Here is an 11,684-nt window from a genome sequence, read left to right on the forward strand (position 1 = left end):
GCCTGCAAAATATTTATAAAGCTATTATTAAAAAGTTAGCTAAATAGTTGATGCGCTACTTCCGCGAGCTAGGTGCTATCTAAGTAAACAATGAGGAATACATATGCCTGATCTTCGAGTCGCCGTCGACGCTGGCGGAACATTTACAGACGTTTGTATTTACAATTCGTCTACTCAAGAGTTTCGCGTCACAAAAGTTCCTTCTACACCAAATAACCCCATGCAGGCTGTACTTGATGGTGTCAAGCGAGGCGAGATTGAACTTGCGGATGTCGACCTGTTTTTCCATGGAACAACAGTTGCCACAAATGCGCTGATCACGCGACGTTTTCCAAAAGCATCTCTTGTGACCACCAAAGGTTTTCGTGATGTGATAGAGATCCGTGATGGCACAAAAGACAATCTTTGGGACGCATACGCGGATGTTAGTGGCCCTTACATTCGCCGTCGCGACCGTTTTGAGGTCACGGAGCGGGTGGATTATGCAGGTCAAGTAGTAACTCCGCTTAACGAAGAGGAAGCTCGTGAACTCGCCCGTAAGCTAAAGCGACGGGGTACTACCACCATCGCTGTATGCTTCATTAACTCGTATGCCAATATGCAGAATGAGCAGCGCATGCGTGAAATTCTTGAAGAAGAAATTCCAGAGGCTAATGTTTCAACTTCTTCAGAAATTCTTCCAGAAATTTTTGAACATGATCGATTCAATACGGCAGTCGCTAATACGGTGCTCGGGCCATTAGTTTATGAATATGTCAAACAGCTAGATGACGAGTTGAGCGCTGGTGGCTATACCAACGACCTTTTACTTCTGCATTCAGGGGGCGGCTCAATGACCCCTGCGATGGCGAAACACTATCCTGTTCGTCTTGCGGCGTCGGGTATTGCCGCGGGCGCAATTGCAGCTAAACACATCGCAGAACAGTGTGGCTATCAAAATGCCGTGGGGCTGGATATGGGTGGCACCTCTACCGATATTTCTCTTATCCATGACGGTGAGCTACGGGTCACGAAACAGTGGGGCGTGGAGTACGGACATCCAATTGTCTTTCCAAGCATAGAGGTACTGACTATTGGAGCTGGTGGCGGTTCGCTTGCCCATATTGATATTGCAGGAGCGTTACGTAATGGTCCGCAATCAGCTGGCGCTGATCCTGGGCCGGCGTGCTATGAACGAGGAGGCGTCGAGCCAACCAATACTGATGCAAACCTGGCTCTCAATAGGCTTGGTAGAAGCCTAGCAGGCGGCGCGCTTGAGCTGAGCAGAGAAAAGGCAGAACATGCGATTAATGAAAAAATTGGACATTCGTTGGCATTGAATACTGCTGAGGCGGCGGAAGCTATTCTCAAAGTGGCCAACGCCAATATGGCGGATGCTGTGCGGTTGGTATCTATCCGGCGTGGCCTCGATCCACGCGATTTTGCATTAATTGCTTTCGGGGGCGCAGGGGSTTTACATGGCGCGGAAGTTGCTAAAGAGCTAGGTATACCTGCAGTTATCGTACCCCCTAATCCCGGCGTTACATCTGCATTGGGGTGTCTGCTTGTCGATATTCAGCATGATTTATCGATGATGTACACCGCCGAGGCTGGCAGTGCGGATATTGAAGACCTCAACCAACGATTTCGCTCTCTTGAAGATGAGGCGGCAGATCGACTTCGCCATGAAGGTGTTGCCGATAAAGATGTAGTGCTTCAGCGTGGCATCTCGATGCGCTACCAAGGCCAGTGGCGCTCATTGCAGGTGCCGATGGGCAGTGGGGTGAACTCTCTGCAAGATGCAATAGGTACTTTCCACCAAGAGCATGAACGCCAGTTTTCCTTCAGTCAGCATGATCAGCCTGTTGAAATCTATCAGCTACACCTACGTGCAGTAGGTAAAACACCTAAACCATCGTTTACTCCCTTTGATTTGGTGTCTGACGCGAAGGTAGAACCCCATGCTCGACGTGAAGTCTTCTTTGACGGTGATTGGTACGATACTCCGATTTTCGAAAGAGCTGCTTTGCCGCCCGGTTTTGAGCTAACGGGGCCTGCGATTATTGACCAACTAGATTCCACTACTGTTGTACCACCAAAGACAGTTGCATCCATTGATGAATGGAAAAATATCAAGATTCGGATCGTGCAGACAGGAGAGCAAGCATGAAAAGGGCACACGATATGAAGGATGGCGTTCTCGATCCCGTAACTTTCGAAGTGTTGAAAAATGCGTTTGCCACCAGTGTTGACTTGATGAGTGAGCAAATATTGCGCACGTGTTATTCATTCGTAATTTATTCGCGTGACTTCTCTTCTGCGCTGTGTGATGCAAAAGGCAATACAGTTATGCAGGGTAGCGGTGATATTGCAGTACATGTCGGCACGCTGCACTTTCAATGTAAAGCTGTACTGGAAGAGTTCGAAGGGGATATTCAAGCAGGCGATGTGTTTGCCATTAACGACCCTTACAGAGGCGGGACACACTTAAATGATGTAAGTTTTATTCGCCCTATCTTCGTCGATGATGAAATTATCGGCTTCGCTCAGAATAAAGGCCATTGGGCGGATATAGGCGGTAACGTTCCTGGGTCGTTTGATGTTAATGCTAGCACTCATTTTAGCGAAGGTCTGCGTATTACGCCGATACGGGTCTGGCGGTCGGGCMCCTTCCTACATGATGTAGCTCAACTTTTGGTCTCCAATACCCGTGCGCCTAGTCAAGCTATGGGGGACCTGCATGCGCAAGCCGAAGCTACTGCTGTCTGTGAACGTGAAATATTACGTTTAGTCGATAAATACTCGAAAGAGACTGTTGTTGCCGCTATGCAAGAAACTCAAGATTACGTTGAGCGTATTGTATTAAAGAGTTTGGCCGGTATGCCAACAGGTGAGTGGCAAACAGTTGATTATCTTGATGCCGACCCTGCGCTGGGAGAAGGGATGGTGCCTATTAAGATCAAGTTGAAGCTTGATGGCAACGGTATTCACTATGATTTAACCGGCTCGGCACCTGCTGTATCTACTTTTTTAAACTCTGGATATGGAACGACCCACTCAGCTATTTACGCTGGCACCAAAACTTTCTTCCCCGATGTGCCGCTTAACTCAGGTTTCTATCGAGCCGTAACGGCGAATATTGGTGAGGAGGGGACCGTTGTAAACGCAGGCTGGCCGCATGCAGTAACAGGATTCTGCTCGGGCCCTTACGAAAAAATCATGAATGGAATTTTTGAACTTTGGAGCGGCATAATGCCAGAACGTGCTATGGCATGTGCGTTTAATCTGGAGTACCTGCTCATCGGAGGCAACGATGTGCGTACCGAAAAGACTTCTTATTTCATGTGGTACGACTGGATGGCAGGTGGCTGGGGTGGGCGTCAAACAAAAGATGGCTCGTCAGCAACCTCTCCTGTCTTTGGCACGGGTTTAGCCGTTCAGCCTGTAGAAGGTCAAGAACGTTTAAATCCCGTGTTGACGATGTGTCATGAAATAAGCACTGATTCCGGCGGCCCGGGCCGCTTCCGGGGCGGCTGTGGCGTTGAGAAAGGGGGAGTCCTCACAGATGTTGACAAGACAGTGATGAGCTATTGCTGCGACCGCGGACGTTCAGTGACCTGGGGAATCGAAGGTGGTCTACCATCTGTGCCGCATGGCGTTTGGATTAACAAAGGAACAACTGAAGAGAAATACTTAGGCGCTACGTTCTCAAATGTTTCTGTGCATGCAGGAGATACTTTTACCCGTCCTTCAGCTGGCGGCGGCGGTTTTGGTGATCCACTTGAGCGTCCCGCTGAAGAAGTGCTGGAAGATGTGATAGATGGGTATGTCTCTGTGAAGAGAGCAGAGAGTGACTATGGTGTTGTCATCAATATAAATGATCCCGACGTGGATGATTATGACATTGATGTTGAGCATACCAAAAATGCTCGAGAGTGGATTCGCGCCCATCGTAAAGAGTGGCTTGAAGTGGCACCGCAAGAAGTAGCTGAGCAATACCGTGATGGCACGCTGGATGTACTAGATATTATTCGTCGCTACGCAGTGATACTTGATTGGGGAACAGGCGAGTTGTTAGAGAAATCGACTCAGCAATTCCGTGAATCCGTACGTCGACGGTCTTCGCATTATTGGACATGATCTCGATAACACTCTTATAACGATGATAACCCTCTGAAATTTCTGTTTCAGAGGGACTCTGCCATTTGGCATTACGCCATCCCAAACGTTGCGAATATCGTGGGGCAGATAACATGAATAAAGCTAATTTAATGTTAACGTCTAATTCACAGGGTCGCTGGACACAGCTCATTTCTCAAACGTATTTTCCGTTAACTCTCAATTACGGGAATCAGGAGGCTAAGTTTCAAGGATCCCTAAAAGTGTGGAAAGCGGAGGGAAGCGACTTTTCCTTATCGCGCCTTTGCTCCTATCAGGCTGAGTATTCAAGGTGTCAATCGCAGATTGCCCATGATGATCACGCGTCGTTCCTGGTTACCATTCCACTACGAACAAATGTATTTTTCTCTCAGCATGGCCGTAGCTTGGATTGCCCACCAGGGCACTTCATTGTCGAGCAGGGAGATGCCCCCTATCGTTTTGGTTATGAATCTCCGAATGATATGTGGGTTTTTAAAATCCCAAGTCAATCAATGAAGTACCGCATCCGACGGCCTGAACGATATTCCCAACACTGCTTTTCTGCTAAAAAAGGGATTGGCTGTGCCTTTGTTGAGTTCCTAATGATTTGCTCACAGCGTGTCAATGAGTGCAGCATTGATGATCAGAATTGTTTGTTTGAGCAGGCGCTAAATATGTTATCTCTTGTTCTAGAGCAGGATGAGAGAGTGCTGAGTAGCGACCAATCACATTTGAAAACCGCTCATTTGATGCGTATCGAGCGGTACATATCTGCCAATCTTGGTAATCCTGAATTAACCCCAGCTCGCATTGCAGGCTTTTGCGGAATTTCATTGCGCTATCTTCATAAGCTATTTTCCGGGTCTGGATATACTGTACGCGAGTGGGTGCGGGTACAGCGACTTGAGGCAGCTCATCGTGATCTGGAGGCATCGCCCAGTGGTATTAATATTGGTGAAATTGCCTACCGCTGGGGATTCACCGATCAAGCCCAGTTCTGTCGAGCGTTTCGGCAGCACTTTGGATACTCTGCGAGCGAACTACGCAGTAACTCTGCTAATACTAAATCCCCTGGAGAAAAAGCAATTGGCGTTTGGCATTAAAGCCAAACCAACATGAAAAGGTATTACCATGAAAAGAATGCAAGCCAGTAGCCATTTACAAATCGAAAACAGCCAAGTGATTGTGACACGCTGGGATTTTCCTCCCGGTTCTGAAACAGGCTGGCATCGCCATGAGCATAACTATGTCATTGTGCCGATCATAGGTGGCAAAATGCTGCTAGAAACCGAAGAGGGAAATCGTGAAGTTATACTAGAAGCAGGGGTTTGCTATAACCGCGAAGAAGGTACTGAACATAACGTGATCAATAATGGAAAATCGCCTTTTTCTTTTGTGGAAGTTGAGATTAAAAAATAGAGACGTATTGAAAGCTGATTTTTTTAAAGTCTTGGCGGATGCAGGCTCTGAGTGCAGCATACTCATTGGATGGTTGATGGGCTTTCATGGTATTTGCCCATCAGATTGCTCATCMCTTTTATCGGACATTTAAAACCTGAATTTAACTAATAAGTGCAGCACCTGCGGTTTCTAGTACTCCTGAGTATTCACCTAAGAACCCCTGTGCTGGGGTTCGGTATCCCAGTCGCTTTCTTGGTCTATCGTTTAGCTTAGTGATGACACTCCGTAGCTCGGTATTGATCACTTTTCGGAAGTCAGTACCTTTAGGAAAATACTGTCTAATCATGCCATTGGTGTTTTCATTGGTGCCACGCTGGGATTAGCGATACCCATTCAGCCATTGTGGCAGTTTATTACGCTGATAGGCGGGGGGATTAGGTGCTTATGCCAAGGTGGTCATCATGGTGAGTTAAGCAGTAAAGGTAAGGCGCTACCGCCAAAGGTCAAAACCGTCCGAAAATCGGACATCTTAAAATCACGCTATGTGTCCGCTTTGATGGTGACGATGGGCAGCGGTCGGTGTCAATCGGGATAAAGCGGAAAGAGTTATAATCCTTTATTTTGTAATAACTTATTGTTTTTAATAAAATAAATTGATATTTTTCGATAGGTGATTTTGGTGGGTAAACTCATCTATGATGCTTGGGATTAGCCTCCGAAGCCGAGGGTCGCAGGTTCAAATCCTGCCGGGCGCGCCAAAATTTCAAGGGCTTACGTTAACGCGTAGGCCCTTATTTATTTGCCTGTAACCACCATGTGACCAAATCCTGGCCACAATCTCTTAATTACATGCCTTGTATGTCTATTCGTTTAGGACCTTTGGCTTTTTCTTGCCACTAGCATGGTCACATGTGTACGTTCTCTTAGATTCACTAAAATTAAGCGCTGTGATAGCCTGAAATGACCTTCAGCCTGTGAGGTATGTTGGGCGTAGCGACATTCACTGTGATCGTCAAACTAGGGATGAGAAAACAACGTGCAGTTCAAACGATTACTAGACACTCTTGCTAGGGCGGCTAATTAAATAACGTATGTTAAAAATTTTAATGGATATTAATTCTTAAAGATAATATCCCCAAAGCAAATTTTATATCTGTAGTTTTGTAAGTTTTTGGCACGCCTTTCTTTGGAAAGTTGAGTCTCGGTTTGAAAACCGTATGTAATACCTTTTCTAGTTTTCGTATATTTTTTTTGCCCAATTTATTTGCATCAATTACCAATAGAGAGTATTCACCTATCTTTGATATAGCCTCTACATAACTACAGTATTCTTTAGAATCTAGTCCTAAATCATTAACTGCTCATCGTAGAAAAGTGTTCATTCCATATTTTGGTGACATGCCAAAATGGCTGCCTAGGCGATGCACAAAGTGGCTTGAACTACACATTCCAATATACATACATTCTCCTTTATCATCAAAAAATATATATACGCCGTGCCTAAGAGCAGTTTCTTTATCATTACTCAATAGTAGGTCGAAAAGCCGAAGATTTTTCAACGGCATCCTTATAGCAGAATTAATCGTGTCTATTGCATCTTCGACAGTCAAAACTGCTAAATCATCAATTCTTATAGCGAGTGTCATATATGTTATCCTTTTGTTCCGCTACACACTGCCAGATTAAAAGCGTATGAAAAAAACGGCGTGATTCATCGGAAAGACGAGCACTGTAGATCGGGCTGAAAAAGAGATGCCGCCTTTCGGTGCTCGCGCAATCAAACGAAGGTGCTACGACCGTTTTCAGTAAATGTACAATCCATTGATTATCAATTTTATGAAAACCAAAATTTTATTTGGTTCTACCAATGATGTAATCGTTAAGTGACTTTGCGATTTGCTTTGGCTGTGTACCTGGCGAAGTCTGGTAGATTAAACCACTGGTATCCTGCCAAATAATTACGCCATCGATTCCAGTACTCTCAACAACATACATTGTGTGGGGAACATTATTATTTAGGTCCCATTCTTGTTTAGTTACTGGAACTACATTTCGATGCTCTGATTTTGCAACTCCTGTCAGCTCAATGCCGTCTGCAATGATAGCCCCAAAAGTAGATAAGTATGCTTTGTACTCATCGGAGAAACGAATCCTAAGCTGTAGCTCAGCATCTGTTATTTCAGTGTTAGAAGCCGCTTTTAATGGCAGTAAATTAGGCAAGTTCTGAATTGTATATACGATTGAAGCCATTACTCATTTCCTCCTGAGCTTTGTTCTGAACGCGATTTCCAATGTGCTTTTCGCTCTTGATCCCATGTGCTTCCTTCGCCATGTACCTCTGTTTCAAGGGTGTTATCGTGCCACAGGCTTTGGTTCTTTTTTCCGCCTTCGTATTCACCAGTTCGGTGTTCTTCCGCTGTTAACTCAACTAGAGGTGAATCAGCCTTTTGTCCAAGGTGATGCAACTCAAGCGGCTTACCGGTTTTGCTATCCAATGGGGCAAGCCCGCGTATGATGCGGTCACGGTTGGAAATGCCATCGGCGTCGGTTTTATCAAGTTCTATCTTCACCTTAATAAGGCATTTCCGATCATTAATTTCTACTTCTTTCAAAGCACCGTTCTTGAGAATATCGTATTGCTTCATGTTTTGAATATTCTCAATGATATCATCAGACCAGTTGGTTTCTTCCTTTATTATTGCCTTTTCCTCATCACTTAATCTTTCTTTTGCAGTCACATCAGACTCAGAGATTTCCTCGTGACTGCTTATGCTGAATTCTAATCGACTAATCGCATGCTGCTCTATTAAAGCCGCTCGAGAAGTACATTCGATAAACTGAATGTCTGGTTTTTCGATTGTTTGATTAACAACATTTTCTAAGGAATTGGAAAAATTTTCAATAGAGGAGAACTCATCCTTTTTCGTAGTGTAAGCGCAGTGCTCGATGTTATCAAAAGCAATTTTTTTAATAATTTCTATCATGTTGAAGGTTCTCCTTTCACCAAAGAAACAATTTCACTGAGTGTGCTGGGAGAGACCTTTATAAAATAACCACTAATTGATGCACTAATATTAGAGCTGCTTTTAAGTGAACGCTCCGCTAGTAGTGCTACATTTTGTTTGGCAAATTTTGCTATATCTTGATTGTATAATTTTGCCAATCCGCCTTTTACTTTATAGATCTTATCTGGTGTAGGTAAAGATAACGCATTTTTCAGTTCGGAAAAAAATTCATCCGCGGGTAGTTCCTTTGCACAATAAACGCCTTGAACTAACATACCCAAAAGAACTTCAGTCATGTATTCAGCAACTATTGACCAGGTATCGCGGCACAGAATAAGTGAGATACCTCTTTGACGGAGCAAACTGGATAGTTGATTAAGAACCTCATTACATGAAACAGCAACATCTTCGGGTGATTCGACGAATAAAGTATTCAACAAAGCAAATATTTTACGCTTTGCTATATCATCCTCGCCAAGTACGCTGCGAATTGTCCCAATATTAATTTTGTAGAAACGATCACTATTGTGATTGTATAAACCCTCATCGCTCACAAAAACATCCAATTCTTTCTCGACACCATCATCATCTATAAAGGTTTCAGAAATTTTAACATTAGTTGGTAGTGACATGCCTTCTTTATGACAAAAAGCATAGCCTGCCTCAAGAGTGCCAAGTTGTAACGCATCTTTCGCAGATATACCAATTGTATTTGCTATAATTTGCTGATCATCGGCAGAGACAATACGTTGAACGATTTTTGTTGAGGAATTTTTAATCACATCAGGGGCAAGCTTAGTGGGGATTTGTTCAGAAACAATAACACCTTGTCCATAAGATCTCATTTCTGCAATCATATTGGTAAAATGTTCTACTGCTTTTCCTTTAGGGTTGCCCGCTGATTCAGTAGAGCGATCAGTATTAATATTCTTCAACAATCGGTGAGCCTCTTCAATAACGAGAAGATGTTTTAGCTCTGTTTTTTTGTAACCGCTTATCTCTTTAGCAATTTGCCTATATTCATTAATGAAGATAACCAAAAGACCCACGCTAAATGCTTTGTCTGAATCATCAGCTAAGCCTTCTAATTCAAAAACCACGTTTTTTTCTAGTAATTCCGAGAAGTCAAGATGTTCACAAGTGTTGAATGTAAAGCCTTTTGCACCCACACATAAGTTTTCGAGACGAACTTTTATTGCCGTCTTAACATTCCCTGCGACCTCTCCATCATATTTCAATTCTTTTTCAATATAACGAGCTATTTCATTCTTTAATTCCTGCATTGTGGGAAAAAGATATTTATGCGAGGCAAGAGCGTACTTTCGCTTCGTGTATTTTATGTTAAAAAAATTGGCTACGCTTTGGCTATTAGCCAGCATGGGATGATATCCAAGGGTTAGATCCCACCCTTTGTTTTTATATATAGTATGCAGACATTTTTCTAGTATATATGGCATAGGTCCATAAAAAGAAAATGAGGCATTAAAAAGATCTTTCAAATAGTCGATGTGCGTTTGTGGACTTACACCTGGCATTATATAGAATGGATTGATTTGTGGGCAGTTAAGCTCTGGCTTGCCGAGCGTGTAAACTGTAGTATCGATCGCCAAGTTACGATATTCTTTCTTAGCGGATTCAATTACTAAAAATGGTTTTTTAGCTTCTACGAGAATCTTTTTGACTGTTGTTGTTTTGCCACTACCTGTAATTCCGCAGACAAATGTATGTTTGTTAAGATCAGAAGGGCTTAGTGCGAAAGGCATGTTCTGTATGGCTTTTTTTCCATCAGCTACATAGCCAACTGTTACTGAGTCGGAGCCAATATAACTTCGAGATAAAGGGTAAGTTTTTTCAATACGCAGCTCAAAATCTGGTACGCTTTCAGTGGGCATTGTACACAATAAGCCAAGCTCAGAAGAGTTCATATATGAGCATAGAGGATTCTCATTATCGCGGCCTAAAAACTCAGGAATACGCAATATTTCCTCTTGAGATGAGGTGGGTTCAAATGATAATAGTGGCAATTTGTCAGGATCGGGTTTTGATAATTCACCACACAAGCAAGCCTTTATAATATTTCTTGAAACATCTGAATCAGCTGAGTATGAGATCGCTGTTTGCCAAAGACCACTATTCTGTCCAATTTTAAGTCGTTCTATTGCTTTGTCGGCGTAATTCATCAGTTCAAGCGCAAATCCATTTTGAATATCACCTGATATGGTATTTCCATCAGTTATGGCTTTAGAGACAGAGTCACTATAACCTTCCGAATGTGTTTTTCCGCCACCAACAACACTTCCGAGTAAAGTACCAAGGCCACCACCAACAAGAGCACCAGCTGAAGTGCCAATTCCAGGAAGAAATATTGTTCCTATAGCTCCGCCAGCAGTCGCACCGATACCTGCACCGACTTGCCCTGCAACACTGTTTTTTCCATCGTTCACATTTTTCGTATGTGTAGTCGTCTCAGAATAACTGTCTGAACGTGCCACATTCCGCTTACTTACGGCAAATGCTTTGTCTCTCACGGAAATTAAATCAGAGATATTTTGCGTTACACTTTGTGTGGTTATCGGTTTTGCAATAAACAATACGGTATAATCTTGCCCGTTTAGGCTTCGCATAATAGAGGAAAGACTGAAAGTTTGTTTTTGCTCTCGAAGATAAAGAGTAGGAACGCCCGAAAGAATGCCACAGCTCATATCTGAAATTTTGTTCTCAGAAAAATCAGGCGTATAGCTCTCCATTTCAATACCGGAAAGCATTCCTTGCGTAATTTTTTTTACACTTTCAACATCGCTACTCGAATATATACCAAGAACAAGATTAGTCACACCTTTACGACTGACTAACCCATAGCTAATGGGAATACCAATTGAATGCAAAGCGGTAAATAGCTTTTCGATTTTTGCATTCACGGTTTCAAACGCTTTCTCCACAGTATCTGCCGTACAGCAACTTATACGAAAATATGTCATCCCATCAAGCTGGAGACTACTTTCGTCATCCAATAGATTTTCTATATTATCTCGATCAACAAGATATGAAGGATAAACAAGTCGCAAAAATTCTTCAGTCTGTTTGCCAATGATGGCACTGTCATTATTAAATTCATTCTTCATAGAGAATTGCTGAGCTACTAAGGTATTGTTTTCCATT

The 11,684-nt window shown here is 43.3% G+C and carries 8 protein-coding genes and 1 pseudogene; 4 read left to right on the top strand and 5 right to left on the bottom strand.

Going from position 1 to position 11,684, the window contains the following annotated elements; genetic code table 11:
• Positions 1-103 precede the first annotated feature (103 nt).
• The 4 genes from HALO_RS01920 to HALO_RS01935 all read left to right on the top strand — a co-directional run bounded on the left by HALO_RS01920 (position 104) and on the right by HALO_RS01935 (position 5,538).
• The gene (locus HALO_RS01920) at positions 104-2,149 is read left to right on the top strand and encodes a hydantoinase/oxoprolinase family protein (RefSeq protein WP_050712943.1); all 2,046 of its coding nucleotides are present in this window, start codon (positions 104-106) and stop codon (positions 2,147-2,149) included.
• Positions 2,146-4,119 (top strand): hydantoinase B/oxoprolinase family protein, encoded by a 1,974-nt coding sequence (locus HALO_RS01925; RefSeq protein WP_050712944.1) that lies wholly within the window; start codon positions 2,146-2,148, stop codon positions 4,117-4,119. The genes HALO_RS01920 and HALO_RS01925 overlap by 4 nt, the downstream gene beginning before the upstream one ends.
• Positions 4,120-4,232: 113 nt before the next feature.
• Positions 4,233-5,222 carry a helix-turn-helix domain-containing protein gene (locus tag HALO_RS01930; RefSeq protein WP_050712945.1) on the top strand — a complete coding sequence of 330 codons (990 nt, stop codon included), beginning with the start codon at positions 4,233-4,235 and terminating at the stop codon, positions 5,220-5,222.
• A 28-nt stretch (positions 5,223-5,250) separates the two neighbouring features.
• Positions 5,251-5,538, top strand: coding sequence for a cupin domain-containing protein (locus HALO_RS01935; protein ID WP_039857523.1), 288 nt, complete (start codon positions 5,251-5,253; stop codon positions 5,536-5,538).
• Positions 5,539-5,600: 62 nt separating this feature from the next.
• Here HALO_RS01935 and HALO_RS23430 read toward each other — a convergent pair.
• The 5 genes and pseudogenes from HALO_RS23430 to HALO_RS01960 all read right to left on the bottom strand — a co-directional run.
• Positions 5,601-5,896 (bottom strand): annotated as a pseudogene (locus HALO_RS23430) (transposase); the annotation flags it as partial.
• Between the two features lie 985 nt (positions 5,897-6,881).
• The gene (locus tag HALO_RS01945) at positions 6,882-7,166 is read right to left on the bottom strand and encodes a hypothetical protein (protein ID WP_035581547.1); all 285 of its coding nucleotides are present in this window, start codon (positions 7,164-7,166) and stop codon (positions 6,882-6,884) included.
• Between the two features lie 205 nt (positions 7,167-7,371).
• Positions 7,372-7,770 carry an SMI1/KNR4 family protein gene (locus HALO_RS01950; protein ID WP_035581545.1) on the bottom strand — a complete coding sequence of 133 codons (399 nt, stop codon included), beginning with the start codon at positions 7,768-7,770 and terminating at the stop codon, positions 7,372-7,374.
• The gene (locus HALO_RS01955; RefSeq protein WP_050712946.1) at positions 7,770-8,504 is read right to left on the bottom strand and encodes an HNH/ENDO VII family nuclease; all 735 of its coding nucleotides are present in this window, start codon (positions 8,502-8,504) and stop codon (positions 7,770-7,772) included. Before HALO_RS01955 ends, HALO_RS01950 begins: the two co-directional genes overlap by 1 nt.
• Entirely contained in the window at positions 8,501-11,683 is a 3,183-nt protein-coding gene (locus tag HALO_RS01960; RefSeq protein ID WP_050712947.1) for an ATP-binding protein, read from the bottom strand. Before HALO_RS01960 ends, HALO_RS01955 begins: the two co-directional genes overlap by 4 nt.
• Position 11,684 lies beyond the last annotated feature (1 nt).

The sequence above is a fragment of the Halomonas sp. R57-5 genome, from assembly GCF_900070345.1.
In the GTDB taxonomy this organism is placed as follows: domain Bacteria; phylum Pseudomonadota; class Gammaproteobacteria; order Pseudomonadales; family Halomonadaceae; genus Vreelandella; species Vreelandella ventosae_B.